Source organism: Streptacidiphilus sp. P02-A3a (genome assembly GCF_014084105.1).
Lineage (GTDB): Bacteria > Actinomycetota > Actinomycetes > Streptomycetales > Streptomycetaceae > Streptacidiphilus.
In genome coordinates this window covers 8,857,146-8,883,242 of record NZ_CP048289.1, presented here as the reverse complement: position 1 = coordinate 8,883,242, position 26,097 = coordinate 8,857,146, and the positions used below count along the sequence as shown (strand labels likewise).

Sequence of the window (26,097 nt, the reverse complement as noted above, 5' to 3'; positions counted from 1 at the left end):
CCGGCAGGGCGGAAGGCAGGAGCGAAGGCGTACGGCTGAAGGCCCCGCCCCCGGTCTACCCGGGGCGGGGCCTTCGGTTACCCCGTGGCGGCACCGCCTAGCAGCGCCACGGGGTGGTTCGGGGGGTGGTCAGCCGAGGCGGGTGACCACTGGGCCGGTCAGCCGAAGCGGCCGGAGATGTAGTCCTCGGTGGCCTGGACGGACGGGTTGGAGAAGATCTTCTCCGTGGCGTCTATCTCGATCAGGCGTCCCGGCTGGCCCACCGCCGACAGGTTGAAGAAGGCGGTGCGGTCGCTGACACGCGCGGCCTGCTGCATGTTGTGGGTGACGATGACGATGGTGAACTGCTCCTTGAGGGTCCCGATCAGGTCCTCGATGGCGAGGGTGGAGATCGGGTCCAGGGCCGAGCAGGGCTCGTCCATCAGCAGCACCTGCGGCTCGACCGCGATGGCGCGGGCGATGCAGAGCCGCTGCTGCTGGCCGCCGGAGAGGCCGGCGCCGGGGCGGTTCAGCCGGTCCTTGACCTCGTTCCACAGGTTCGCGCCGATCAGCGAGCGCTCGACGGCCTCGTCGATCCGCTTCCGGTCGCGGACGCCGTTGAGCTTCAGCCCGGCGGCGACGTTCTCCTTGATGGACATGGAGGGGAAGGGGTTGGGGCGCTGGAAGACCATGCCGACGGTGCGGCGGACGGCGACCGGGTCGACCCCGTTGCCGTACAGGTTCTCGTCGTCCAGCAGCACCTTGCCCTCGACCCGGGCGCCGGGGATGACCTCGTGCATGCGGTTGAGCGTGCGCAGGAAGGTGGACTTGCCGCAGCCGGAGGGGCCGATGAAGGCGGTCACGGAGCGGGGCTCGACGGTCATCGAGATGTCCTCGACGGCCCGGAAGTTTCCGTAGTAGGCGTTCAGCCCGCTGACATCGATGCGCTTGGCCATGATGGGGGTTCTCTTTTCGTTCCTGAAGTCTGAAAGTCTTTTAGGGCTGTCGCACGTCAGTGCGATGCCTTCGGCGCCTTCCAGCGGGCGATGCCGCGGGCGACCAGGTTCAACAGCATGACCAGCACGATCAGCACCAGCGCGGCGCCCCAGGCCCGCGCCTGCGAGGCGTCGGTCCCGGCGTTGTACTGCTGGTAGACGTACAGCGGCAGCGAGGACTGCGGTCCGCTGAACGGGTTGTTGTTGATCAGGTCGGTGCCGAAGACCAACATCAGGATCGGTGCGGTCTCGCCGATGATGCGGGCGACGGCCAGCATCAGGCCGGTGGTGATCCCGCCGATGGAGGTCGGCAGGACGATCCGCACGATGGTCAGCCACTTGGGCACGCCCAGGGCGAGGCTGGCCTCGCGCAGCTCGTTGGGGACGAGCTTGAGCATCTCCTCGGTGGAGCGCACCACGATCGGCATCATCAGGATGGCCAGGGCCAGGCTGCCGGCGAAGCCGGTGTAGGGCATGTTCAGGATCATGATCCAGAACGTCAGGATGAAGAGGCCCGCGACGATCGACGGAACGCCGCTCATCACGTCCACGAAGAAGGTGACGCACCTGGCCAGGAGGCCGCCGTTGCCGTACTCGACCAGGTAGACGGCGGTCAGGATGCCGACCGGTCCGGCGATCACGGCGGCCAGCCCGACCTGCTCCAGGGTGGCGATCAGCGCGTGGTAGAGCCCGCCGCCCGCCTGGTTGGGCGAGATGTCGTTCATCGAGTGCGTCAGGAAGGTGATGTTGATGACGCCGATGCCCTGCGAGATCGTGTAGTACAGCAGGCCGACCAGCGGCAGCAGCGCCAGCAGGAAGGCCACCCAGACCAGGCTGGTGATCAGCCCGTTCTTGGCCTGGCGGCGGCCCTCGACGGCGCGGGCCAGGATGTACTGGCCGAGCACGAAGAAGATCGCGCCCATCAGGCACCACTGGAGCTTGCTGGAGACCGAGAAGACGGTGCCGATCAGGACCGCCAGTACGGCGGCGCCGACGACGGTCGCGGCCGGGGTCCAGCGGGGCAGGCGGCGTCCGGTGAGGCTGGACGACAGCGGGTTGTTCTTCGGCGTGGTGGAGATGGTGCTCATCAGGCGTTCGCCCCCGAGTATTCCTTGCGGCGGGCGATGATCAGCCGAGCACCACCGTTGACCAGCAGCGTGATGACGAAGAGGACCAGACCGGAGGCGATCAGCGCGTCACGGCCGTCACCGAGGGCGTCGCCGAACTGGGTGGCGATGTTCTGGGCGATGGTGCTGCCGCCCGGGTCGGTGATGTGCAGGCTCAGCACCAGGCTCGGCGAGAGCACCGTGGCCACGGCCATGGTCTCGCCCAGGGCCCGGCCGAGGCCGAGCATGGAGGCGCTGACGATGCCGGACCGGGCGAAGGGCAGCACGGCGGTCCGGATGACCTCCCAGCGGGTGGCGCCCAGCGCCAGCGCGGCCTCCTCGTGGGCCCGGGGGACCTGGAGGAAGATCTCGCGGGTCACCGCGGTGACGATCGGGAGGATCATGATGGCCAGCAGCACGCCCACGGTGAACAGGCTGCGCGGCTGGTCGCCGGGCATCTGCTGCTTGAAGACGTAGGTCCAGCCGAAGTACTGGTTCAGCCAGGCGTTGACGCCGAGCATGTGCGGCACCAGGAACAGCGCGCCCCACAGGCCGTAGACGATGCTGGGGACGGCGGCGAGCAGGTCCACCACGTAGCCGAGGGCCTGGGCCATCCGGCGCGGCGCGAGGTGCGAGATGAACAGCGCCACGCCGATGGACACCGGCACCGCCAGCACCATCGCGACCACGGCGCTCACCACCGTGCCGAGGACCAGCGCGGACATCCCGAACACCATGGGGGTGTCCTCGATGTCGTAGCCCTGGGTGGTGAAGAAGTTCCCGCCGTCCACGCTGATCGCGTGCACGGAGCGGATGGTCAGGAAGACCGCGATCGCGGCCATGACCACCAGCAGCAGGATGCCGGAGCCGCGCGAGGCTCCGGCGAAGATCAGGTCGCCCGGGCGGACGACGCGCTTGCGGCGTTCGGACTGCTCGGACGCGGCTGTACCCCGCTCGACAGGCGGGCGGCCGTCGGCGAGGAGGTCGGTGGTGGGCTCGCTCTGCGGGGCGCCTGCGGCGCTCTCCAGCGGTGAGCTGTCGTGTGGCGGAGCCGTGTCAGGGAGGTCCATGGGTTCTCCGGTCTGGGTGGCGCCGTCGAGACGGCGCCTGGCGGCGGTGCACCGGACGAGAAGGGGGGCGGATGGTGCGGGTGCCGGGCCCGGCCTGCCCTCCCCCCTCGGGGCAGGGCCGGGCTCGGCGGGTGGTGCGGTCGGTGCGCACCGGCGCGGGGTCGGCCCGGGTCAGGACCGGGCCGACCCGCTGCCGACTAGCTCAGGGTCGCGATCTCGGCCTGGACCTTGGCGGCCAGCGCGGCGGGCAGCGGCACGTAGCCCAGGGAGGCGACCGACTGCTGTCCGGCGGAGCTGATGGTGTAGTTCAGGAAGGCCTTGAGCGCGGGGAGGGTCGCGGCCTTGTTGCCCTTGTCGCAGACGATCTCGTAGGTGACCAGGGTGATCGGGTAGGCGTTGGGGGCCTTGGTCGCGTAGTTGAGCTTCAGCGCCAGGTCGGAGCCGGTGCCCACGACCGGCGCGGTGGCGATCAGCTGGGCGGCGTTGGCCGCGGAGACGGCGACCGGGGCGGGGGCGCCGGTGGCGATCTGGACGGTGCTGAAGTTGCCCGCGGTCGCGTAGGACAGCTCGAAGTAGGAGATGGCCCCCTTGACGGCCTTCACCTGGGCCGCGAGGCCCGCCGAACCGGTGGCGCCCTGGCCGCCCTTGGCCGGCCACACCTTGGTGGCGGCGTAGGAGAAGTCGGCCGGGTCGGCCGCGTGCAGGTACGCGGTGAGGTTGTTGGTGGTGCCCGAGCTGTCGGAGCGGTGGAACGTCTGGATCGGCAGGTTCGGCAGCGACGCGGTCGGGTTCAGCGTCTTGATCGCGGTGTCGTTCCAGTTGGTGATCTGGCCGGTGAAGATCTTCGCCAGGGTCGGCGCGTCCAGCACCAGGTTGCTCACGCCGGGGACGTTGTAGGCGATCGCGATCGGGCCACCGATCATCGGCAGGTCGATGCCCTGGCCGCCGGGGCAGACCGCGGCGGTCTTGGCGATGTCGGCGGGCTTCATCGCGGCGTCGGAGCCGGCGAAGGCGACCTTGCCGGCCTCGAAGCTGGTCAGACCCGCGCCCGAGCCGGTGCCCTGGTAGTTGACCGTGACGCCCGAGCACTGCGACTGGAAGTCCTTGACCCACTGGGTGACGGCGTTCTGCTGGGCGGTGGAGCCCGCGCCGAGCAGCTGGCCGCTGCCGCAGTCGGCACCGGCCGGGGAGGCCGCGGTCGAGGTGGAGCCTGCGGAGCTGCTCGCGGAGGCGCTGCTGCCGGAGGTGGTGCCGTTGTTGTTGGAGCCGCACGCCGCGAGCGTCAGCGAGCTGACGACCGCCACGGCGCCGATGGCGAGGGCCTTGGTGCGGCCGTTCCGCTGGAGCTTCACTTGGTGTCCCTTTCGGAGTGTCCCAGGGTCTGTGGTCTGGGACTTTCGTGGTGGAGGGGAGGGTCTTACGGCCTCCGACACCAATGGACGTTAGGTGGGTCAAGTGAAGCGACAGGCCAGCACAAATGAACGGAGGGTGAACCTCGGACGGACGCCGGGATACGGGGTTTGGTAGTAACGGTTTCGCTACGGCCTCGACACGGCGGGATTAAGCTGTCTTACCGTCAGACCATTCACTCGCAGAGCTGTTTGAGCAGTGCGTCCACCAACTCGCGGTCGTGAGCGTAGCTGAGCCGCTGCCGCGCCTCACCGGCCGGCAGCCACTCCAGCCGGTCCACCTCGCGGTTCGGGGCGAACGATCCCGACACCCGCACCGCTGACCAGTAGCGGACGCGTTTGGGCCGCCCCTTGGCCAGGTACCGCTGGGTCGGCAGCCGGGAGCCGAGCTCCACCCGCATGCCGGTCTCCTCCAGCGCCTCCCGGCGGGCCGCCTCCTTGGCCCGCTCGCCGTCCTTCAGCTTGCCCTTCGGGAAGGACCAGTCGTCCAGCTTGGGCCGGTGGATCAGCGCCAGTTCCGGCTCGTCCGACTGCTCACCGGCCCGCCACAGCACCACCCCCGCCGCCCGGATCCGGTCCTGCGTCTGAACGGTCAGCGGGTGAGCCATGTGTCGGAGAGCCAATCCGGGTGGTGGATGTCGGGCCAGGCGAGGCTGAAGGCGTGGCGGGCCGCTTCCACCTCCAGACGTTGATCAGCATGGACCACGCCCAGCACGTACGCGGTGGCGGGGGTGATCCTCGGGGTGGCCCCGGCCAGGGCGGCGGCCCCGGCGGCGTCGGTGGCCTCCTGGTGCTGCCCGAGCAGCCGGGCCAGCTCCGCCAGCCCGGCCGTCGGGCCGCCGACGGCCGTGCCCAGCAGCGGGGCGCAGACCTCCAGCGCGTAGCGGGCCCGCAGCGCCAGCAGCCGGACCTGCCGCCAGGGCAGGTCCTCGCCGGATTCGTGCAGCGCGTCGCCGTTGTACGGCCGGGCGCTGCGGTGCAGCGGCAGCGCCGCCACCGCCTCGGTCAGCCGGAGCCGGGCGGTGGCGGCGAACGGCAGCAGCGCCCGGGCCGGGTCGTCGCCGACCGTGCCGCGCAGCGGCAGATCGGAGACCAGCAGCGTCATCCGGTCCGCGATCGCGTGGAAGCGGGCCGAGCCGAGCTCCTGCAGGGCGAGGCTGTGCGCGCGGGAGCGGGCCAGCGTGAGCTGGCGTTCCAGCAGCGCCCTGGCCTTGGGCGCGCCGGGGGCGGCCTCGGCGTCGACGCAGGCCAGCGTGTCCAGCGCGGCGGTCAGCCGGGCCAGCCGCCGGGTGTACGCCAGCTCCTGGCCGAGCAGGGTGCCGAGCCGGGTCAGCTCGTCGTGCAGCTCCCGGGCCCAGGCCGGGTCCAGCAGCGGGTCGAAGGTGTGCAGCGCCCCGGCGACCCGGCGCAGGGTGCGCGGGTCGATGGCCGGCAGGCCGCGCAGGAAGCTGCCCGCGTGGGCGGCCAGATGCGCGGCCAGGGTCTCGCCTGCGGTGCCGGTGATCCCCTCGGCGGCCGCGCTGTCGGCGGCCTCCGGCGCGGCGTCGGTGCCGTCGCCCGCCGCTGTGGCGGGCATGGCGAGCACCCCGGGTGCGTCGGTCATCGTGCGTAAGTCCCCGTTGTCGTCTCGGTCGGTGGGCGGGCGCTCAGCTCCGGGGGCCACCCTGCCCCCAGCCGTCGGTTCGGCGTGTGCGCCGCCGGGACTCGATGAGCAGTTCCTGGACGTTGCGCAGCGGGCTGCCGTCCTCGGCGTGGGCGTGCCGGGTCCAGGTCCCGTCGGGACCCAGGTGCCAGGAGGAGGTCTCGTCGGCGATGCCGAGCTCCAGCAGCCCGGCCAGCTCGGCGCGGTGCCCGGCGTCGGTGACCCGGAGCAGCGCCTCGATCCGGCGGTCGAGGTTGCGGTGCATCATGTCGGCGCTGCCGATCCACACCTCGGGGTCGCCGCCGTTGCCGAACAGGAAGATCCGCGAGTGCTCCAGGAAGCGGCCGAGGATGCTGCGGACCCGGATGTTCTCGGACAGCCCGGGGACGCCCGGACGGATCGCGCAGATCCCGCGCACCCACACGTCCACCCGCACCCCCGCCTGGGAGGCCCGGTAGAGCGCGTCGATGATGGCCTCGTCGACGATGGAGTTCAGCTTGAACTGGATCCGGGCCGGGCGCCCGGCCAGGTGGTGGGCGATCTCCTCCTGGATCCGGGTGACCAGGCCCTGCCGCAGCGAGCGCGGGGCGACCAGCAGCCGTCCGTAGGTCTCCCGGCGGGAGTAGCCGGAGAGCCGGTTGAACAGGTCCGAGAGGTCCGCGCCGACCTGCGGGTCGGCGGTGATGATGCCGAGGTCCTCGTACAGCCGGGCGGTCTTCGGGTGGTAGTTGCCGGTGCCGACGTGGGCGTAGCGGCGCAGCGTCTCGCCCTCCTGGCGGACCACCAGGGACAGCTTGGAGTGGGTCTTCAGCCCGACCAGGCCGTAGACCACGTGGCAGCCGGCCTCCTCCAGCTTGCGGGCCCACTTGATGTTGGCCTGCTCGTCGAACCTGGCCTTGATCTCGACCAGCACCAGCACCTGCTTGCCGGACTCGGCGGCGTCGATCAGCGCGTCCACGATCGGCGAGTCGCCGCTGGTCCGGTACAGGGTCTGCTTGATCGCCAGGACCTGCGGGTCGTTGGCGGCCTGCTCCAGGAAGGCGGTGACCGAGGTGGAGAAGCTGTCGTAGGGGTGGTGCAGCAGCACGTCGCGCTCGCGCACGGCGGCGAAGATGTCCGGCTGCGAGGCGGACTCGACGTCGGACAGGCCACGGGCGGTGCTGGCGACGAAGGCCGGGTACTTCAGCTCCGGGTGGTCCAGGCCGGCGATGGCGAACAGGCCGGTCAGGTCCAGCGGGCCGGGCAGCGGGTACACCTCGGACTCGCTGATGTTCAGCTCGCGCACCAGCAGGTCCAGCACGTACGGGTCGATCGACTCCTCGACCTCCAGCCGGACCGGCGGCCCGAAGCGGCGCCGCATCAGCTCCTTCTCCAGGGCCTTGAGGATGTTCTCGGTGTCGTCCTCCTCGACCTCCAGGTCCTCGTTTCGGGTGACCCGGAAGGCGTGGTGGTCCAGCACCTCCATGCCCGGGAACAGCGCCTCCAGGTGCGCGCCCATGACGTCCTCCAGCGGCACGTAGCGCTGCGGGGAGGCCTCCAGGAAGCGGTTCAGTGACTGCGGGACCTTCACTCTGGCGAAGTGCTTGTGGCCGCTGACCGGGTTGCGGACGACCACCGCGAGGTTCAGCGAGAGGCCGGAGATGTAGGGGAAGGGGTGCGCGGGGTCCACCGCCAGTGGGGTCAGCACCGGGAAGATCTGCTGCCGGAACAGGGTGAGCAGGCGGGCCTGCTCCTGGTCGGTGAGCTCGTTCCAGCGCACCAGGTCTATGCCCTGGGCGGCGAGGGCGGGCTGGACGTCCTGCTGGAAGCAGGCGGCGTGGCGGGCCATGAGCTCGCGCGAGCGCCGCCAGATCTGCTCCAGCACCTCGCGCGGCTGTAGCCCGGCGGCCGAACGGGTGGCGACGCCGGTCGCGATCCGGCGCTTCAGGCCGGCGACCCGGACCATGAAGAACTCGTCCAGGTTGCTGCCGAAGATCGCCAGGAACTTGGCGCGCTCCAGCAGCGGCGTCTCCGGGTCCTCGGCGAGTTCGAGCACCCGCTCGTTGAACGCCAGCCAGCTGCGCTCGCGGTCCAGGAAGCGGCCCTTCGGCAGCTCCTCCTCGACCAGCTCGGCCAGCTCCCGGCTGTCCGGCAGCCGCAGCACGTTGCCACCGGGCTCCGGCTGGGGCTGCGGCTGAGCCTGGGGCTGGGCCTGCGGCTCGGGCCTGGCGGCGGTGGTCTTCCGGGCGGCGGTCCGGCGGGCTGCGGGCTTGGCGGCAGCGGGCTTGGCGGCGGCGGACTGTGCGGCGGCGGGCTTCGGCTCGACGGCGGCGGCTGCCGAAGCGGGCTGCGGCGTGGGCGGTGTAGCAGGGCGGGCGGTCATGGTGGGCGGCTCCTCCTGCGGACTGTCAACCGTACGGGTCTGCGCGTGGCGTGAGTGACGGGGCGGAGACAGTACGGATTGCATTTCGTGATCTTTGCAACGGCGATTGAACTCAAGGTAAATAGGGGATGTCCCGCAGGAAAGCTGGGGAGGTCGGCTCAGCGCGGGGCACGTGTTCCGGTTACGGCCTGCGGTACATCAGGTCGACCTCGTGCACGGTGAAACCCAGTTTCTCGTATACCCGCAGCGCGGCGGGATTATCGGCGTCCACGTACAGCAGCACGGTGTCCAGGCGGCGCACCTCGCCGAGGTACCGCAGCCCGGTCGCGGTCAGTGCCCGGCCGAGCCCGCTGCCCTGCTCCTGCGGCGCCACCCCCACCACGTAGACCTCTCCGATGCCCCCCTCGACCTTGGTCCAGTGGAAGCCGACCAGCCTGCCGTCGCGCTCGGCCAGGAAGAAGCCCTCCGGGTCGAACCAGGGCTCGGCGATCCGCTCGTCCAGGTCGCGGCGGGTCCAGCTGCCCTGCTCCGGGTGGTGGGCGAAGGCGGCGGCGTTCAGCGCCAGCCAGGCCTCCTCGTCCTGTCCCGGGACGAAGGTGCGCAGCACCACTCCGGGCGGCAGCACCGGCTCGACGTCGGTCAGCAGGCTCCGTCGCAGCTGCCGCAGCTCGCGGGAGAGCTCCAGGCCGAAGCCCTCGGCGAGGCGGCGCGCGCCCGGGTGCCCGCCGTGTGCCCAGACCCGGGCGGCACCGGTCCCGGACACCGCCGTCGCCAGCGCCCTGCCGTACCCGTGCCCGCGCCGGGCCGGGTCGACCACCAGCTCGGCGGTGCCCTCGCCGTCCACCTGCCCGTAGCCGACCAGGGCGCCGTCGGCGTCGTGCTGGAGCAGGTGCCGGACGCCCTCGCGCGGGCCGCGCAGCGCCAGCCGCCCCTGCTCCGAGACGGGCTGCTTGCCGTCCACCCCGGCCGCCCGCTCCAGCACCGCCGTGATCGCCGCCCGCTGCTCGGCGTCGACCGTTGATATGACCTCGACTGCGTTCATGGCCCGACTTTACGTCCGGGCGCCGGTCCGGGTGCCTGCGTCCATGATCCCGACACGGACCCGCCGAACGGGTGAAACATGGAACGGAGGGCGGCGAGGGCGTCAGGCGCGGACCGGCGGGGACCGGCGAGCCCATCGGTCACCTTGTTCAGCGAGCTGTCCAACGGCCGCTACCGGCTGCGCGAGGACGCCGGGTTCGGCGAGGACGTGCACATTCCGGCGCCCTTCTCCTTCACCCTGGACACCTCGGCGCTCATGCCCTACTGACGCCGGGGGACCGGGATGACGGCGATGGCCGCCAGCGCGCACCCGGCCGCGCAGGCGAAGGCCGTGCCGAAGCCCGCCGAGGTGATGATCGCGCCCGCCAGCGGCGGGGTCAGCGAGGCGGTCAGGTTCTGGCCGATGTTCTGCACCCCCAGCGCCCGGCCCGCCCACCGGGGGCCCGCCAGTTCGGCCACGGAGGTGAAGGACAGCCCGTTGGTGCTCGCCGACAGTCCGCACAGCACGACCAGCAGCAGCACCGCCGCCCAGGACGGCCACCACTGCGCGCAGGCCGCCAGCAGCAGCGTCAGCGTGCCGACCAGCGCCGCCAGCGTCCGCATCGGCCGCAGCCTGCTGCTCACCGCGTCCGACCAGCGGCCGGCGCCGATCCTGGAGGCCGCCGCCAGCGCCTGGCCGACCGCCATCAGCTGTCCGGCCTCCACCGCCGACCAGTGCCGGACCTGGGTCAGGAAGACCAGCCCGAACGCCCCCACGGTGAACTGCGGCCAGACCAGCAGCGCGCTCGCGCCGTGGATCCGCCACAGCGCCCAGGAGCCGGAGTAGGGGGAGGCGGGCCGCTCCGCGCCCGGCGCGGGCTGCGGCGGTCGCGGCGGATCCACCACCAGCAGCGCCGTCAGTACCGTCATCACCGCGCTCAGCGCGGTCACGAACAGCAGCGCGCCGCGCAGCCCGTACGCCGCCGCCAGCGGCGGCATCGCCACCGCCGCGACCAGCATCCCCAGCGGTGTCGCGGTCTGCCGGATGCCCATCGCCAGGCCGCGCTGCTCCGGCGCGAACCAGCCCAGCACCACCCGGCCGCTGGCCGCCGACACCGAGGCCCCGGCCGCCCCCGCCAGCGCGAACATCAGCCCCAGCGGGACCAGGCCGTGCACCAGCATCGCCCCGGTCAGCGCCGCCGTCGACAGCCCCAGGCCGGAGGCCAGCACCACCCGCTCGCCGAAGCGGTCGGCCGCCGAGCCCCAGGCGTACAGGGCCAGCAGCATGCCCACCGTCGGGCAGGCCACCAGCACCCCGGCCCCGGTCAGCCCCAGCCGCTCGGTGTGGCGCAGCGTCGGGATCAGGTAGGGCAGCCCGTAGGCGAAGGCGAAGGCGCCCGCCTGGGCGGCGGTGCCCAGCGCCAGCATCACCCAGCGGAGGTTCGCCCCCCGGTCCTCGGGCGCCTCCCGCACGATGCTCTCGCGCGCGCCGGACGTTCGCTGACTCGCCATGGCTCTCTCCCCGCAGATCCGTTCGAACGGTGCGGGTTCATCATGGCGGCCATCCACCAGGTGGGATGTTTAGTTTCATATGATGGACAGCTGTGGCCTATCGGCCTTCGCTCCCGGCCGTTCCGGACACCCCCGGCGGCGTCGCCGGGGGTGTCGTGGGCGGCGGCGTCGGCGCCCCGGGCAGCCGTACGGTGGCCAGCGCGCCGCCGGTCACCCCGCCCGGTCCGGGATCGGCGGCGGCCAGCGAGACCTCGCCGCCCGCGTCCCGGATCGTCTGCGCGACGATCGCCAGCCCCAGGCCCGAGCCCGGCATCTGCCGCGCCGAGGGCGACCGCCAGAAGCGGTCGAACACGTGCGGCAGGTCCTCGGCCGGGATGCCCGGGCCGTGGTCGCGCACCGTCAGCGTGCCGAAGCGCAGCCCGACATCGATCACCCCGCCCGGCGGGCTGAACTTCACCGCGTTGTCCAGCAGGTTGATCACCGCGCGCTCCATGGTGTGCGCGTCGGCCCGGACGTACCAGGGGTGCACGTCGACGTTGAAGGTCAGCCCGGGACCGCGCAGCCGGGCGCGGTCCAGCGCGCGGGCGGCGATGTCGTGCAGCGGCAGCACCTCCAGCGGCTTGGCGCCCTTCGGCCGGGTCGGCCGGGAGAGCTCCAGCAGGTCGCCGATGAGCGTCGACAGCTCGACCATCTGCGCCTTCATGTTGCGCATCATCCGGGTCCGGGTCTCCTCCGGCAGCGCCCGGCCGGTCTCCTCGCTGCGCACCAGCAGGTCCACGTTGGTCCGCAGCGAGGTCAGCGGGGTGCGGAGCTCGTGCCCGGCATCCGCGATCAGCTGCGACTGCCGGTCCCGGGAGCTGGCGAGCGCGGTGCTCATCGAGTTGAACGACTCGCTCAGCCGCGCGATCTCGTCGCTCCCGTTGACCTCGATCGTGGTCCCCAGCTCCTCGGTCCGAGCGATGTGCTCGACCGCGTCGGTCAGCCGATCCACCGGCTTCAGCGCCGCGCGAGCGACCACCAGCCCGATCCCGGCCGCCCCGAGCGCGCCCACGGCGGCGACGCCGACCAGCACGAGCAGCAGCTCCTGCAGGGAGTCCTGCGTGGCTGACAGCGGGTAGGCGACCAGGACAGGCACCGCCAACCGCTGCCCCTCGTAGGTGATGGTCGTGGTGGTCACCCGGACCAGCGCGGCGCTGCCGTCGGTGTAGCTGCCGTGCCGGACGTGGTCCTGCCCCTGCACCACACTGAAGTCCGAACTCACGTAGTTGATCCCGCGTGTGGCGGTGATCGGCAGGCAGACCTTCACGCCGTTGCTGGACGGCAGCAGGAATTCGGCGCTCATGTTGGTCGTCTGGTCGTGGTCGGTGACCGGCAGGCCAGCGAGCTCGGCATTGGACTTGGCGGTGGCGGCGGCCGAGGCAGCGGTGTCGCCGCAGTACGGCTGCAGGTTGGTCCCCCCCAGCAGCAGGGAGTTCACATTGGCGGCGAGGAGGCTGTTCCTGGCCTGGCTGTTCAACTGGTCCTTGACCACGAACCAGCAGGTGACCGCGCAGACCGCGATGGCGACCGCCACGGCCGCGGCGGTCAGCACGGACAGTCGGCCGCGCAGCGACATCCGTTGGAACCAGTCGGACCAGCGGTGGCGGCCCTGCTCCGGCTCCTCCGGGTGCTCCGGCTCCAGCTGCTCCGCTGGTGTCTGCGTGTCGCTCACTGTGCTGGTCCCCGTCGGAATCGTCGTCGCCATCTCGCGGCGTCAGCTGCTGCTGCGCTCGACCGCCCGCAGCGCGTATCCCACGCCGCGTACGGTGTGCACCAGGCGCGGCATCCCGCCGGCCTCGGTCTTGCGGCGCAGGTACATCACGTACACGTCCAGGGAGTTCGACGACGGCTCGAAGTCGAAGCCCCAGACCGCCTTCAGGATCTGCTCCCGGGTCAGCACCTGGCGCGGGTGCGCCAGGAACATCTCCAGCAGCATGTACTCCGTCCGGGTGAGCTCGACCGGGTGGCCCGCGCGGGTGACCTCGCGGGTGGTCGTGTTCATCCGCAGGTCCTCGAACGCCAGGATCTCGTCGTTGGACGGGCCGTCCCCCAACCCGGCCGCCTGGACGATGGTGTTGCGGCGCAGCAGCGCCCGCACCCGTGCCAGCAGCTCGTCCAGCTCGAACGGCTTCGCGAGGTAGTCGTCCGCGCCGACGTCGAGCCCGGTGACCCGGTCGCCGACGGCGTCCCGCGCGGTCAGCATCAGCACCGGCACGGTGTCGCCCCGGGACCGCAGCCGCCGGACGGCGGTGAGGCCGTCCATCCGCGGCATCATGATGTCCAGCAGCACCAGGTCGGGCTTGTTCTCGGCGATCGCGTCCAGCGCCTCGACGCCGTCGGAGGCGGTGGCCACCTCGTAGCCCTCGAAGGCGAGGCTGCTTTCGAGGGCGTCCCGCAGGGCCGGCTCGTCGTCGACGACCAGGACACGGGCCAGCGGCTCCGCCTCGGGGGCGGTTGGTTCGCTGGGAGAGGCGTTGGCGGCAGGCATTCGGACTGCTCCTCAGGTTCTTCGCTAACTGCGCTACTGCGGACACGGTGACATGTGTCCGTATTGTCCTTCAGTGACGCGCCCCGCGGACAGCGCCATGGGGACAGGCCGGGCGGATCGAAGCCGCCCGGCCCGTCCCGTCAGCGCTCAGCTGGTGATGCTCTGCCCGGCCTGGAGCTGGCCGAGGACCGCCTTCACGGCGTTGATCGGGATCGCGAAGCCGAGGCCGACGCTGCCCGCCTGGGTCCCGGAGCTCTGCTGGCCGGAGGAGGACGAGGAGTTGTACATGGAGGCGTTGATGCCGATGACCTGCCCGGAGCTGTTCAGCAGCGGACCGCCGGAGTTGCCGGGGTTGAGCGAGGCGTCGGTCTGGATGGCGTTGTAGGTCGCGGTCTGGCTGCCGGAGCCGCTGGAACCGGAGCTGCCGCTCCCGCTCCCGCTGCCGAAGCCGTTCTCGCCGGACCAGCTCGGGAAGCCGAAGCCGCCGTTGCTCTGCGTGGTCGCCTCGCTGACGTCCACGGTGACCTTGCGGTTCAGCGCGCTGACGATGCCCGCGGTGACGGTGCCGGTGAGGCCGTCCGGGTTGCCGATGGCGACCACCGAGTCGCCGATGGCGACCTGGGCGGAGTTGCCCAGCGAGGCCGTGGCCAGGCCGCTGACGTTGGCCGCCTTGATCACGGCGATGTCGCTGCCGGCGTCGGTGCCGAGGACGGTGGCGCTGGTGGTCTTGCCGTTGCTGAAAGTGATCTTGATGGTGGCGCTGCTGTCGCCGACCGAGGAGGAGATCACGTGGTAGTTGGTGAGGATCTGACCGGTGGACGTCAGCACTATGCCGGTGCCGATGTCCTCGCTGTTGCTGGTGTCGACGGTGATCTGCACGGTGGCCGGGGAGACGGCGGCGGCGATCGCGGCGATGTTGCTGGTGCCCTTGGAGTCCGAGGTGACCACGGCGGAGGTGCTGTAGTTGCCGGACTTCTGGGTGGTGGTGCTGATGTAGCCGCCGGCCACGCCACCCGCGAGGGCGGAGATCAGGGCCACGGCCGCGACCAGCGCCATCGGCCGACGCATCCGGCGCTTCTTCGGCTCGCCGCCCTCGACCGGGCTGACGTCCTCGCCGCCGGTACCGCCGTCGCCGCCCTGGCCGCCCTCGGCGCCGAAGGCGACCTCGGCGGTGGCGGGCCAGCCGCCGGTGTCGCCGCCGTTCGGCACGGGGTAGCCGGGGGCGGCCGGGTAGGCCGGCTGCACGGGGTGGATCGGGGCGGGCTGGTACTGCGGCGCGCCGCCGTAGGCGGGGGCGGGCGGCGGGGCGAAGCCCGGGAGCACGGTGCCGTCGATCGGCTCGTGCGCGGAGGGCTGGTAGCCCGGCACCGGCGGCAGCGGGGTGGTGGCCTCGGTACCGGCGGCCCAGGCGCCACCGGTCCGGTACCCGCTGTGGCGGGCCTCGTTGCCGGACTGGTCACCGGTCTCGTAGCGGGACGCTCCCGGCTCGGGGGCGCTGGCAGGGTTCGGGTGCGTGTCGGTCATGAGAACAAGGTCCAGTGGGAAGATGAAAGCCCGCTGAGAGTCAGCTCATAAGCCGACCAAAGATTCACTATGCCGGATGAGGGCCCGCTCATGGCCGCGTTTCCGCAGGTCCGGAGCAGCCGCAGGAGCGGCGGACGACCAGTCTGCTGGGGAATCGGCGGACCCGGGGGGTGTCCGATCCGGGCACCAGCAGCGAGTCGTCCAGAACCAGGTCCACCGCGGCGCGGGCCATGGCGTCCCGGTCGGAGGCGATGGTGGTCAGCGGCGGGTCGCTGAAGGCGGCCTCGGGCAGGTCGTCGAACCCGGCGACGGCGAGGTCCGTCGGGACGGTCAGGCCGACCTCGCGGGCCGCCCGGAGCACGCCGATGGCCTGGTCGTCGGTGGAGCAGAAGATCGCGGTCGGGCGGCCGGGGGAGCGCAGCAGCTCCACCGCGACCTGGTAGGCGCCGTACCGGTCGAAGGGCGCGTCGATCAGCCGCCCCTCGGTCGGCAGCCCGGCCTGGGCCATGGCCCGCCGCCAGCCCTCGATGTGGTCGATCACCGGGTCGCCCGGCGCCGGGGCGGTGACCGGGCCGCCGAAGCAGGCCACGTACGGGTGGCCGTGCCCGAGCAGGTGCTGCACGGCCTTCTCCGCGCCGCCGACGTCGTCGGTGACCACGGCGACGTCGTCGGAGCTGGCCGGACGCCGGTGCAGCAGCACCACCCGGGAGTCGTCGTACGCCGCGAACTCGGCCGTGGTCTGCTCGGAGGGGCCCTGGCTGATCAGGATCAGCCCGGCCACGCGCATCCCGAGGAAGGCCCGGACGTAGTGGATCTCACGGTCGCCGGTGTAGTCGGAGTTGCCGAGCAGCACGATCTTGCCGCGCTCGGAGGCGACCCGCTCCACCGCGTGGGACAGCTCGGCGAAGAACGGCTGCCGGGCGTCCGGCACCACCATGCCGATCAGGTTGGTCCGCCGACTGGCCATGGCCTGGGCGACGCTGTTGGGGCGGTAGCCGAGTTCCGCTATCGCCGCGAGCACCCGTTCCCTGGTCGCCGGGGCGACCGGCCGGGGGCCGTTGTTGATGACATAGCTCACGACCGCGGTCGAGGTCCCTGCCAGCTTGGCCACATCGTCGCGCGTCACCTTGGGCACGGGGGCATCCTACGCGCCCTTGTGAACGCCGCGCGGCCGCAGTTCGCCGAGCGGACACCGGGCCGCCGGGCGTCGTTCCCCGGTCCGGCGCGGGGCGTTCCCCGACCCGCGCCGGACCGGACCGGACCGGTCAGACCTCCAGCTCCACGTCGGCGCTGTCCTCGGCCTCCGCCGGGCCCGCCAGAGCGCTCTTCTCGGCGGACTTCTCCGGGATCACGAAGCGGTAGCCGACGTTGCGGACGGTACCGATCAGCTGCTCGTGCTCGACCCCGAGCTTGGCGCGCAGCCGCCGTACGTGCACGTCGACGGTGCGGGTGCCGCCGAAGTAGTCGTAGCCCCAGACCTCTTGCAGCAGCTGCGCCCGGGTGAAGACCCGGCCGGGGTGCTGCGCGAGGTACTTGATCAGCTCGAACTCCTTGAAGGTGAGGTCGAGCACCCGGCCCTTGAGCCTGGCGCTGTAGGTCGCCTCGTCCACCGAGAGGTCGCCGTTGCGGATCTCCATCGGGCCGTCGTCCTGGGCCACCTGGGTCCGGCCCATGGCCAGCCGCAGCCGGGCCTCGACCTCGGCCGGTCCGGCCGTGTCGAGCAGGACGTCGTCGATGCCCCAGTCGGCGGTCACGGCGGCCAGGCCGCCCTCGGTGACCACCAGCACCACCGGCGCGCCGGGGCCGGTGGACCGCAGCAGCTGGCACAGGCTGCGGATGTGTGGGAGGTCTCTCCGGCCGTCGACCAGGATCACATCGGCGCTCGGCGTGTCCACCAGGGCGGACCCCTCGGCCGGCGCCACCCGCACGCTGTGCAGCAGCAGGCCGAGCGCGGGGAGGACTTCGGCGGAGGGCTGGAGGGCGTTGGTCAGCAGCAACAGAGAACTCATACCCGGGTAGTCCCCTTTCCGGGTGACGGAGGGTCGGATGCTCCGAGACTGCCGGCGGGCACACCGCACTGTGCGCGCCACCGGCCATGCGTTGAGCCGCGCGACACGATGTGGATTCAAGCGCTGAATGCACAAAAGGACCCGGGGGCGACTCTGCCCGGATCCCTTGGAGAAGGAGAATAGCCCACATGGACGTGAGCGCGAAGAGTCTGACCAGTAAAAAGGAGGGTGCACGCCCGTGGGACGCGCCTGCTGAAGCGCTGATCACCACCGCCGACGGGGTCGGGCTGCATGCCGCGTACGCCCCGCCGCAGGCACCGCTGCGGCCCTCGGCGGACAGTCTGGTCATCGTGCTCGCCCATGGATTCTCGGGCGCGGTCGAGCGTCCGGCGGTGCGCCGCGTCGTCACCCGGCTGACCCGGCGCGCGGGAGTGGTGTCCTTCTCCTTCCGGGGCCACGGGCGCTCGCGGGGCCGCTCCACCGTCGGCGACCTGGAGGTGCTGGACGTACAGGCGGCCGTCGAGTGGGCCCGCTCGCTGGGCTACCGGCGGGTGGTCACCCTCGGCTTCTCGATGGGCGGCGCGGTGGTGCTGCGGCACGCCGCGCTGTACCCGGGCGTGGCCGCGGTCGCCGCGGTCAGCGCCCCGGCCCGCTGGTACTACCGGGGGACGGTGCCGATGCGGCGGCTGCACTGGGTGGTGATGCGCCCGCTGGGCCGAGTGGTCGGCCGGGTGGGGCTGCGCACCAGGATCGACCCGCACGAGTGGCGGACGGTCCCGCTGCCGCCGGTGGACGCCGCCGCGCGGCTGGCGTCGCTGGACATCCCGCTGCTGGTGGTGCACGGCGACCGGGACGCGTACTTCCCGCTGGACCACCCGCGCTCGCTGTACCAGGCGGCCGGTCCCGACCACTGTGAGCTGTGGATCGAGCCCGGATTCGGCCACGCCGAGAACTCCGCGACGGACGATCTCGTCGAACGGGTGGGCGAGTGGTTGACGGGTGTGCGGTGACGGCGGCCCGGCGGACGAGACATGATGGCCCGATGCGAGTTTCGACTGAGGAGGGTGAGATGACCGGGACGACGGCGGTCACCGACACCGGACCGGCTGCCCCTGCCCCGAGCGGGGTGATCCGCTACTGGGCCGCCGCCAAGGCCGAGGCCGGCACCGGCGAGGAGCCCTACCGTGCGGCGACGCTCCAGGAGGCCCTGGATGCGGCCCGGCTCCAGCACGCGGACCAGCCGCGGTTCGCGCGGGTGCTCAGCCTGTGCTCGTTCCTGGTCGACGGCAGTCCGGTCGGCACCCGCGACCACGCCTCGGTGCACCTCGCCGACGGCGGCGTGGTCGAGGTCCTCCCCCCCTTCGCGGGCGGGTGAGCGCCCCCGTGCCCGACCCCGACCACTACCCCACCCAGCAGCACCCCGGCTACCCGCCCCAGCCGGACCCCGCAGGACAGCAGGGCTACCCGGCCCCCGCCGGTCACTCCGGCTACCCGCCCCAGCCGGACCCCGCAGGGCAGCAGGGCTACCCGGGCCAGCCCGGGCCCGCTGGCGACTCCGGCTACCCGGGCCAGCCCGGCCCCGGCGGGCAGCAGGGGTACCCGGGGCAGCCCGGGGCGGTTGGTCAGCCGGGGCAGTCGGGTTACCCCGGCCAGCAGGGCTACGGCGGGCAACCGCAGTACCCGAACCAGGCCGACTTCAGCGGCCATGGGCAGCCGGGGTACCCCGGGCCCGGCGCCCAGCAGGGCGGCCCCGGACCGCAGGGGTTCCCCGGTCAGCCCAATCACCCCGGTCAGCCCAACTATCCTGCTCAGCCCAATTACGCTGCTCAGCAGTACCAGCCGGGCCAGCCGGGCTATCCCGGTTATCCCGCTCAGCCCGCGTACTCCGGGCAGGCCGGTCCGGTCGGCGGTAGCGGGTACCCGAATCACGACGCCGAGGCCACGGCCTTCCTTCCGCCCGTGAGCGACCACGCCCCGATGCCCGGCGGCCCGCAGGCCGCCTTCGCGGACGGGACGTCCGGCGATCCGGTGCAGCCGCCCGCGAACTCGCGGTTCGGGCAGATCCACGAGAAGTACGCCACCGCCGAGGTGCATGTGCCGCCGCAGCTCGCCGCGCAGGCCCCGGCCGGTACCGGCTGGCCGGAGGGGTGGGAGCAGTCCGCCGTGCCGGACCCGCGGCAGTCGGCCGCGGTTTCCGGGCCGCCGCCCGGCTGGCAGCCGCAGAGCGCCGCCCCGGCGGCCTATCCGCAGCAGTCCGCGCCGCCGTACCCCACACCTCCGTACCCCACACCTCCGTACCCCGCGCCGCAGGCCCAGGCCCCGCAGGCCCCCGCGCCGCAGGGCGCGCCCGCCGGGGGGTGGGCGGACGCGCCGGTCGGGTACGCCCCGCCGGCGTCGTTCCGCGAGGCGTTCACCTCCGCGCAGCCGACCGGCCCGGCCGGTCCCCTCGCGCCGCCGCCCCCGCAGTCGCTCACCGACCAGCCCGGCGGTTCGATCCGGGAGGCCTTCGCCGCCGCGCAGCCCACCGGTCCGGCGCCGGTGGCGCCCACCGCGCCGGGCGTCCCCGGTGGCGTCGCGGTCGCGCCGACCGCCGCGCCCGCCGCTCCGGCGGCCCGCCAGGGCTCGCCGATCCGCGACCCCGGGCTCCAGCCCGCCGCCGCGACCCTGGGACTGGCGCTGCTGATCGCGCTGGCCGCGCTGCTCGGCCGGTTCGCGCTGGTGCTGCCAGTGCTGCTGCTCCAGGCGGTCACCGCCGCCGGCTGGTTCCGCTTGAACGGCATGTGGCCCGCCCGGCAGGGCATCGCCCTGGCCGCGCTGGGTGGCGTCACCGCCGACGCCGCGATGCTCGCGGCGGCCGGCGGCACCGCCCCGGCGGTGCTGGCGGGCACCCTCGGCGGGTTCTTCCTGCTGGTGCTGATCCTGCAGATCTTCCGTCCGAGCAACCCCGACGAGCGCTTCTACGCGCTCACGGTCAGTGCCTCGGCGACGCTGATGACCGTGCTGGCGGCCTGCTTCACGGCGGCGGTGACAAGTACGCACCACGGCTGGACCGGTGGCGCGGTGGTCACCGCGGGCGCGCTCGCGGCCGGTGCGGCGACGCTGGTGTCCGCGCTGCCGAAGCTGCCCGCGTCGGCCGGGTTCGCCGCGGGCGCGGTGGCCGGGCTGGCCTGCGGCGCGGCCGTGGGCGCGGCGACCGGCCTCGGCCTGGACGGCGCGCTGCTCGGCCTGGCCGCGGGCGCCTGCGCGCTGGTCGGCCGCCGGGTCGCGGCGTACGACTTCCCGTCGCGCTTCGTGCACTTCACGGCGGGCATCGCGCTGCCGCTGGCCTGCGCCGCACCCGCGGTCTACATCGTCGGGCGGTTGCTCGCGGGCTGAGCGAACATACGATCCGTAGATGCGATCGATCCGCGGCGTCGGGTCAGGGCCAGGCAACCGAAGTGGCCTGGCCCGACGTCTTCGGACAGAAACCACCATGGGGGACCACGTATGCGTGCCGCACGACGTCTGCTGATCACACTGATCGTCCTCTTCGGCCTGTTCGTCGCGGCTGACCGGGTCGCGGTCACGGTCGCCGAATCGCAGGTCGCCGGGAAGCTCCAGACCCAGCGCGGGCTGGCCCAGAAGCCCGGGGTCGACATCAAGGGATTCCCGTTCCTGACCCAGTTGGCGGGCGGGAAGCTGGACGACGTCCGGGTCCACGCCGTCAACATGGTGGTGCGCGGCTCCAGCGGGAACTCGGTCATCCTGCAGACCTTCGACGCCGACCTGAAGGGCGTGAAGCTGGAGAACGACTACTCCACCGCCGTGGCCGACACCGCCACCGGTACCGCCACGGTGTCGTACGCGGAGCTGTCCATCGCCATCCCGAGCCACCCCACCTTCGGCTACGCCGGGAACGGGCGGGTGACCGTGGCCGCGACCGCGGACGTCCCGGGGCTGGGGTCGAAGCACTTCGGCGCGACCGCGAAGCTGGTTCCGGCCGGGAACGGCACCGGCATCGGCCTGGCCGACATCAGCGGCATCACCGGCCTGTCCGGCATCCCCGGCGTCGCCGGCCAGTTGGTGTCCGGGCTGGTCGGGGAGTCGCTGGGGCTCCAGCTCAGCCTCGACGGGCTGCCGCAGGGGCTCACCGTGTCCCAGGTCGTCCCCGGTCCGGACGGGGTGAGCATCACCGTCGGCGGCTCCGGCGTGTCGCTCAACGGCGGCGAGGCCTGACCGCACCCAGAATGGGTCTGTCCGACCAGCGAGACAGAGTGTCCACTGTTGTTCCGCCGATCGGCTGAGACGGTCCGGATGGCAGCCGGGTGAACCGGTGGGGCTGAGCGGAAGTGGCGGTTTTGAATCAGCGTATCAACATGTGGAGCATTATTTCTCACTATTCAAGACATCGATGACAGCGGCTCTCGGGTTGCCTAGCATCGACAGCATGAAGCGACAGGCGGATCTCACGAAGCGGCGGGCGGTCGACCTGTGCCGCGTGTCTGCCTGCCTGTGTCGAATGCGCTGACGGGGCCCTTGCTCCCGACACGTCCGCAGACCTGATCCACTGCCGCGCCGTCTCACCATCCGAGCCTCCCCTTCGGACAAGCCTGTGCGCGGCGCCCCCTTCCGCAACTGCCCCGGATGGAGAATCCCCCGATGAGCCGCAGTGACGTACTCGTAAGCGCCGAGTGGGTCCAGGAGAACCTGGACACGCCGAAGGTGGTCATCGTCGAGGTCGACGAGGACACCGCCGCCTACGACAAGAACCACATCCGCAACGCCGTCCGGATCGACTGGAAGAAGGACCTCCAGGACCCGGTCCGCCGCGACTTCGTCGACCAGGCCGGTTTCGAGGCGCTGCTGTCGGCCAAGGGCATCGCCAACGACGACACCGTGGTGCTCTACGGCGGCAACAACAACTGGTTCGCCTCCTACGCGTTCTGGTACTTCAAGCTCTACGGCCACGGCGACGTGCGACTGCTGGACGGCGGCCGCAAGAAGTGGGAGCTCGACTCCCGCGAGCTGGTCAAGGGCGAGGACGTGCCCAACCGCCCGGCGACCGAGTACCAGGCGCAGGCCCAGGACACCTCCATCCGTGCCTTCCGGGACGACGTGGTCGCCGCGATCGGCAACAAGAACCTGGTCGACGTGCGCTCGCCCGACGAGTTCTCCGGCCGCCTGCTCGCCCCGGCCCACCTCCCGCAGGAGCAGTCGCAGCGCCCCGGCCACGTGCCCAGCGCCCGCAACATCCCGTGGTCGAAGAACGCCAACGACGACGGCACCTTCAAGTCGGACGAGGAACTGAAGGCGCTGTACGAGGCCGAGAACGTCGACCTGGCGCAGGACACCATCGCCTACTGCCGCATCGGTGAGCGCTCCGCGCTCACCTGGTTCGTGCTGCACCAGCTGCTCGGCCAGACCAACGTCAAGAACTACGACGGTTCCTGGACCGAGTACGGCAGCCTCGTCGGCGTGCCGATCGAGCTCGGCTCCAACTGAGTACCGGCCCCACCCCGAAGGAGAGTCAAGAACATGTGTGGTGCGAAGGCCGGCGGCCCCGAACTGGCAGGAGTTGACGTGGCGAGTGAGACGATCATCCAGGGCTCGGTGACCCGGGACGGTGAGCCGGTCAGCGGCTACGTGCGGCTGCTGGACGAGGGCGGCGAGTTCACCGCCGAGGTCCCGACCTCCGCGACCGGACAGTTCCGCTTCTTCGCGGCCCCGGGAACCTGGACGCTGCGCGCCCTGGTTCCCGGCGCGACCGTGGACCGCGTCGTCGCCGCGACCCGCGGCGCCGTGGCCGAGGTCGCGATCGCGGTCTGAGTACCGCGCTGCTCCCCGCGCCTTCAGCGCTCTTTCGACGCCCCGCACCGGAACCCCCGGTGCGGGGCGTCGCGGTTCTACGCTGGAGGCATGAAGTCGTTGCGCCGTCGGCACGTCTACTTCGCCCTGATGGGCACCTGCCTGGTGATCATCCTGCTGGCCTGGAACCTGGTGCGCTTCTGGTCGGTGACGGCCGCCGTGGTGATGAGCGGGGTGGCCATGGTGATCCCGCCGGTCGCCGCCATCATCGCCAACAGCCGGGGCCCGGACTTCCACTGGTGGGACGAGGAGGACGACCCGCAGGACCAGAACTGGTGGGACCAGTGGGACGACAAGGACTAGCAACGACAGGTACCAGTGACGACGCGAACCAGCGACGACGCGGACCGGTACCGACGCCGGACGCGGCGTCAGTAGACCAGCGCCTGCACGTCGTCCGCCATCACCTCGCTGACGAACACCTGGGCGCCCGCGATCCGCACCCCGTCCAGCACCTCCGCCTGGGTGATCCCGCGCCGCGCCGCGCACTGGGTGCACAGCGTCACCCGCCCGGCGGCCAGCAGCGACTCCAGCAGCTCCGGCAGCGGTGCCGCGTGCGGCAGCTCGAACTCGGCGGCCCGCCCCGGCAGCGCGAACCAGCTGGACTCCCCGGTCAGCCAGAGCGACACCTCCACCCCGCTGGCGACGGCGACCGCCGCCACCGTGAACGCCTGTGAGCAGCGCTCCGGCGCGTCGGCCCCGGCGGTGACCTTGATGACCAGTTTCTTCGACATGGCCCAACCCTATGCAGGGCCGCCGCGAGTGACCGGTGCGGGGCGATTAGACTCAGGGGGCGCCCACCGTCCGTCACCGCAAGAGGAGCAGACAGCCATGCTCGTGGATAGCTACGACACCCTGCTGGCCGTCATGGCCGTCGTCATCGTCTGGTTCGCCGTCTACGCGGTGAAGAAGCTCTACCAGGGCCAGCGCTGACATGATCGAGATCCCGTCCGGCCTGCACCGGGACGTCGTCTCCCTGGCCTTCCTGCTGGGCACCTGGGAGGGCGCCGGGGTGTACGCCGCGCTCCCCGGGCAGGGCGACCCGGAGACCGCCAAGTGCAACTTCGGCCAGGAGCTCGTCTTCCGGCACGACGGCCGTCCGTTCCTGGAGTTCCGCTCCCGCAGCTGGGTGCTGGACGCCGAGGGCGCGAAGGTCCGGCCGCTGGAGACCGAGAGCGGCTTCTGGCGGGTCACCAGCAACCAGCAGGGCACCACCGGCGCCCGCGAGATCGAGTGCTCGCTGGTGCGCGACGACGGCACCGTGGAGATCTGGTACGGCGAGCTGGCGGACGGCAAGCCGCAGATCGAGCTGGTCACCGACGCGGTGGCACGGGTGGCCGACAGCGCTCCGTACTCCGGTGGCAAGCGGCTGTACGGGCTGGTCAACGGCGAGCTGATGTGGGTGGGCGAGAAGTCCGCGCCCGAGGTGCCGTTGCAGCCGTACATGTCGGGCCAGCTCAAGAAGGTGCTGAACCCCGCGCGCCTGGTCGAGGACATCGCCGACCTCCCGGACGACGGCATCGCCTTCTTCCGCTGAACCCGAACCCGCCGGGCCCCGAACCGGGCCTGTTCGTCCCTTCAGGCAACGTCCCGTACCCCCCTAGACTCGGGGGTGCGGGACGTTGTCGTACCGAGCGCTGAACCGAGGGCTGAGGGGCACGGGAGTGAGTGGCATCGACTGGCAGAGCGACCTCCGGGCGCGGGGCTACCGGCTCACGCCGCAGCGCCAACTGGTGCTGCAAGCCGTGGGCGCGCTGGAGCACGCCACCCCGGACGACATCCTGAACGAGGTGCGGCGCACCGCCACCGGCGTGAACATCTCCACGGTCTACCGGACGCTGGACCTGCTGGAGGAGCTGGACCTGGTCTCGCACGCCCACCTCGGCCACGGCGCGCCGACGTACCACCTGGCGGACCATGACCAGCATCTGCACCTGGTGTGCCGGGACTGCGAGCAGGTCACCGAGACCGACATGGCGATCGCCGCGCCGTTCGTGGAATCCCTGCGGGCCGCCCATGGTTTTGAGACTGACATGAAGCACTTCGCCATCTTCGGGCGCTGTGCCGACTGCACCGGCAAGCGGAAGACCCCCGACCCCAGCTCCCCGAAGGACGCCGACACGTGACCAGGCCCTCCAGCCCGCTGCTCTCCCTGCCCGGCGCCGTCGCCGCCGACGGCGTGGACGCCCCCGTGGCCGCGCACTACGGCGAGCTGTTCCGCGAGCAGCGGGAGCTGGCGGCCGGGCGCGGCTTCGTCGACCTCTCCCACCGGGGCGTGGTCACCGTCTCCGGCCCGGACCGGCTGAGCTGGCTGCACCTGCTGCTGACCCAGCACGTCAGCGAGCTGCCGCCGGGGCAGGCCACCGAGGCGCTGATCCTCTCCCCGAACGGCCACATCGAGCACGCGCTGTACCTGGTCGACGACGGCGCCACCACCTGGGCGCACGTCGAGCCGGGCACCGAGCCGGAGCTGGTGGCGTACCTGGAGAAGATGAAGTTCTTCAACGACGTCGAGATCACCGCCGCCACCGACGCCTACGCGGTGGTGCACCTGCCGGCCGGGTCCACCGCCGACGCCTCCGCCGCCGCGGCCGTCCGCGAGCTGCCGTACGGGCGGGACCTGTTCCTGCCCCGGGCCGAGCTGGCCGCCGCGACCGCCGGGTACGGCGCCCCGGCCGGGCTGTGGGCCTACGAGGCGCTGCGGATCGAGGCCTACCGGCCGCGGCTGGGCTTCGAGACCGACCACCGGACCATCCCGCACGAGCTGGGCTGGCTGGAGACGGCGGTGCACCTGAACAAGGGCTGCTACCGGGGACAGGAGACGGTCGCCCGGGTCAACAACCTCGGCCGCCCGCCGCGCCGCCTGGTGTTCCTGCACCTGGACGGCAGCATGGAGGCGCTGCCGGAGCACGGCGCGCCGGTCCGGGGCGCCGCGGACGGCGCCGACGGCCGCCCGGTCGGCTTCGTGACCTCCGCCGCCCGGCACCACGAGCTGGGGCCGGTGGCGCTGGCGCTGGTCAAGCGCAACACCGAGGTGGACCTCCCGCTGCTGGCCGGCGCCGTGCCGGCGACGCAGGAGGTCATCGTCCCGCGGTAGC

27 protein-coding genes are annotated in these 26,097 nt (G+C 72.1%); 12 read left to right on the top strand and 15 right to left on the bottom strand.

Features of this window, described 5'->3' with window-relative positions; translation table 11 throughout:
• Nucleotides 1–158 precede the first annotated feature (158 nt).
• The 8 genes from pstB to mshD form a co-directional block, all read right to left on the bottom strand.
• Nucleotides 159–935, bottom strand: coding sequence for a phosphate ABC transporter ATP-binding protein PstB (gene pstB / locus GXP74_RS37770; protein ID WP_182455696.1), 777 nt, complete (start codon nucleotides 933–935; stop codon nucleotides 159–161).
• Nucleotides 936–991: 56 nt separating this feature from the next.
• Nucleotides 992–2,062, bottom strand: coding sequence for a phosphate ABC transporter permease PstA (pstA, locus tag GXP74_RS37765; RefSeq protein ID WP_182455695.1), 1,071 nt, complete (start codon nucleotides 2,060–2,062; stop codon nucleotides 992–994).
• Nucleotides 2,062–3,150 carry a phosphate ABC transporter permease subunit PstC gene (pstC, locus tag GXP74_RS37760; protein WP_182455694.1) on the bottom strand — a complete coding sequence of 363 codons (1,089 nt, stop codon included), beginning with the start codon at nucleotides 3,148–3,150 and terminating at the stop codon, nucleotides 2,062–2,064. Before pstC ends, pstA begins: the two co-directional genes overlap by 1 nt.
• 197 nt (nucleotides 3,151–3,347) lie before the next feature.
• On the bottom strand, nucleotides 3,348–4,502 hold the full coding sequence (gene pstS / locus GXP74_RS37755) for a phosphate ABC transporter substrate-binding protein PstS (RefSeq protein WP_182455693.1): 1,155 nt from the start codon (nucleotides 4,500–4,502) through the stop codon (nucleotides 3,348–3,350).
• A 233-nt stretch (nucleotides 4,503–4,735) separates the two neighbouring features.
• A complete protein-coding gene (locus GXP74_RS37750; RefSeq protein ID WP_182455692.1) occupies nucleotides 4,736–5,167 on the bottom strand; it encodes an NUDIX hydrolase in 432 nt (143 codons plus the stop codon).
• Nucleotides 5,152–6,162, bottom strand: a complete 1,011-nt coding sequence (locus GXP74_RS37745; RefSeq protein ID WP_225448472.1) for a CHAD domain-containing protein — start codon at nucleotides 6,160–6,162, stop codon at nucleotides 5,152–5,154. Before GXP74_RS37745 ends, GXP74_RS37750 begins: the two co-directional genes overlap by 16 nt.
• Before the next feature lie 43 nt (nucleotides 6,163–6,205).
• Nucleotides 6,206–8,563, bottom strand: a complete 2,358-nt coding sequence (locus GXP74_RS37740; protein ID WP_182455691.1) for an RNA degradosome polyphosphate kinase — start codon at nucleotides 8,561–8,563, stop codon at nucleotides 6,206–6,208.
• 181 nt (nucleotides 8,564–8,744) lie between these two features.
• Nucleotides 8,745–9,605, bottom strand: coding sequence for a mycothiol synthase (mshD, locus tag GXP74_RS37735; protein ID WP_182455690.1), 861 nt, complete (start codon nucleotides 9,603–9,605; stop codon nucleotides 8,745–8,747).
• A 144-nt stretch (nucleotides 9,606–9,749) separates the two neighbouring features.
• Here mshD and GXP74_RS41720 point away from each other — a divergent pair, with 144 nt between their 5' ends.
• Nucleotides 9,750–9,872: a hypothetical protein gene (locus GXP74_RS41720; protein WP_255528203.1), complete on the top strand. Its 123-nt coding sequence runs from the start codon at nucleotides 9,750–9,752 to the stop codon at nucleotides 9,870–9,872.
• On the opposite strand, the gene GXP74_RS37730 is transcribed toward GXP74_RS41720, so the two are convergent.
• The 6 genes from GXP74_RS37730 to GXP74_RS37705 form a co-directional block, all read right to left on the bottom strand.
• Nucleotides 9,866–11,095, bottom strand: coding sequence for an MFS transporter (locus tag GXP74_RS37730; protein WP_182455689.1), 1,230 nt, complete (start codon nucleotides 11,093–11,095; stop codon nucleotides 9,866–9,868). The genes GXP74_RS41720 and GXP74_RS37730 overlap by 7 nt on opposite strands.
• A gap of 97 nt (nucleotides 11,096–11,192) precedes the next feature.
• Nucleotides 11,193–12,710: a cell wall metabolism sensor histidine kinase WalK gene (locus GXP74_RS37725; RefSeq protein WP_182456919.1), complete on the bottom strand. Its 1,518-nt coding sequence runs from the start codon at nucleotides 12,708–12,710 to the stop codon at nucleotides 11,193–11,195.
• Nucleotides 12,711–12,848: 138 nt separating this feature from the next.
• Complete coding sequence (locus GXP74_RS37720) at nucleotides 12,849–13,622, bottom strand: response regulator transcription factor (protein ID WP_182455688.1); 774 nt, start codon at nucleotides 13,620–13,622, stop codon at nucleotides 12,849–12,851.
• A 147-nt stretch (nucleotides 13,623–13,769) separates the two neighbouring features.
• On the bottom strand, nucleotides 13,770–15,146 hold the full coding sequence (locus GXP74_RS41975; RefSeq protein WP_304940929.1) for a trypsin-like peptidase domain-containing protein: 1,377 nt from the start codon (nucleotides 15,144–15,146) through the stop codon (nucleotides 13,770–13,772).
• An 88-nt stretch (nucleotides 15,147–15,234) separates the two neighbouring features.
• Entirely contained in the window at nucleotides 15,235–16,281 is a 1,047-nt protein-coding gene (locus tag GXP74_RS37710; protein WP_182455687.1) for a LacI family DNA-binding transcriptional regulator, read from the bottom strand.
• A gap of 130 nt (nucleotides 16,282–16,411) precedes the next feature.
• A complete protein-coding gene (locus GXP74_RS37705; protein WP_182455686.1) occupies nucleotides 16,412–17,155 on the bottom strand; it encodes a response regulator transcription factor in 744 nt (247 codons plus the stop codon).
• Nucleotides 17,156–17,343: 188 nt separating this feature from the next.
• On the opposite strand from GXP74_RS37705, the gene GXP74_RS37700 reads away from it, so the two are divergent.
• The 8 genes from GXP74_RS37700 (at nucleotide 17,344) to GXP74_RS37670 (ending at nucleotide 23,302) form a co-directional block, all read left to right on the top strand.
• Nucleotides 17,344–18,165 (top strand): alpha/beta hydrolase, encoded by an 822-nt coding sequence (locus GXP74_RS37700; RefSeq protein ID WP_182455685.1) that lies wholly within the window; start codon nucleotides 17,344–17,346, stop codon nucleotides 18,163–18,165.
• A 59-nt stretch (nucleotides 18,166–18,224) separates the two neighbouring features.
• Nucleotides 18,225–18,530: a MoaD/ThiS family protein gene (locus tag GXP74_RS37695; protein ID WP_182455684.1), complete on the top strand. Its 306-nt coding sequence runs from the start codon at nucleotides 18,225–18,227 to the stop codon at nucleotides 18,528–18,530.
• 8 nt (nucleotides 18,531–18,538) lie between these two features.
• The gene (locus GXP74_RS37690; RefSeq protein WP_182455683.1) at nucleotides 18,539–20,530 is read left to right on the top strand and encodes a hypothetical protein; all 1,992 of its coding nucleotides are present in this window, start codon (nucleotides 18,539–18,541) and stop codon (nucleotides 20,528–20,530) included.
• A gap of 111 nt (nucleotides 20,531–20,641) precedes the next feature.
• The gene (locus tag GXP74_RS37685; RefSeq protein ID WP_182455682.1) at nucleotides 20,642–21,370 is read left to right on the top strand and encodes a DUF2993 domain-containing protein; all 729 of its coding nucleotides are present in this window, start codon (nucleotides 20,642–20,644) and stop codon (nucleotides 21,368–21,370) included.
• Nucleotides 21,371–21,545: 175 nt separating this feature from the next.
• Nucleotides 21,546–21,662, top strand: a complete 117-nt coding sequence (locus GXP74_RS42390; RefSeq protein WP_370468582.1) for a putative leader peptide — start codon at nucleotides 21,546–21,548, stop codon at nucleotides 21,660–21,662.
• 131 nt (nucleotides 21,663–21,793) lie between these two features.
• A complete protein-coding gene (locus GXP74_RS37680; protein ID WP_182455681.1) occupies nucleotides 21,794–22,636 on the top strand; it encodes a sulfurtransferase in 843 nt (280 codons plus the stop codon).
• A gap of 33 nt (nucleotides 22,637–22,669) precedes the next feature.
• Nucleotides 22,670–22,960, top strand: coding sequence for a DUF1416 domain-containing protein (locus GXP74_RS37675; protein WP_182455680.1), 291 nt, complete (start codon nucleotides 22,670–22,672; stop codon nucleotides 22,958–22,960).
• Nucleotides 22,961–23,050: 90 nt separating this feature from the next.
• The gene (locus GXP74_RS37670; RefSeq protein WP_182455679.1) at nucleotides 23,051–23,302 is read left to right on the top strand and encodes a DUF3099 domain-containing protein; all 252 of its coding nucleotides are present in this window, start codon (nucleotides 23,051–23,053) and stop codon (nucleotides 23,300–23,302) included.
• A gap of 68 nt (nucleotides 23,303–23,370) precedes the next feature.
• Here the strand turns inward: GXP74_RS37670 and GXP74_RS37665 are convergent, their stop codons facing one another.
• Nucleotides 23,371–23,733 (bottom strand): DsrE family protein, encoded by a 363-nt coding sequence (locus GXP74_RS37665; RefSeq protein WP_182455678.1) that lies wholly within the window; start codon nucleotides 23,731–23,733, stop codon nucleotides 23,371–23,373.
• 200 nt (nucleotides 23,734–23,933) lie between these two features.
• Between GXP74_RS37665 and GXP74_RS37660 the strand changes: the two genes are divergently transcribed.
• From GXP74_RS37660 to GXP74_RS37650, 3 genes are all read left to right on the top strand, one after another.
• Entirely contained in the window at nucleotides 23,934–24,536 is a 603-nt protein-coding gene (locus GXP74_RS37660; RefSeq protein ID WP_182455677.1) for an FABP family protein, read from the top strand.
• A gap of 127 nt (nucleotides 24,537–24,663) precedes the next feature.
• Nucleotides 24,664–25,125, top strand: a complete 462-nt coding sequence (locus tag GXP74_RS37655; RefSeq protein WP_182455676.1) for a Fur family transcriptional regulator — start codon at nucleotides 24,664–24,666, stop codon at nucleotides 25,123–25,125.
• Nucleotides 25,122–26,096: a folate-binding protein YgfZ gene (locus tag GXP74_RS37650; protein ID WP_182455675.1), complete on the top strand. Its 975-nt coding sequence runs from the start codon at nucleotides 25,122–25,124 to the stop codon at nucleotides 26,094–26,096. The genes GXP74_RS37655 and GXP74_RS37650 overlap by 4 nt, the downstream gene beginning before the upstream one ends.
• Nucleotide 26,097: the final 1 nt, after the last annotated feature.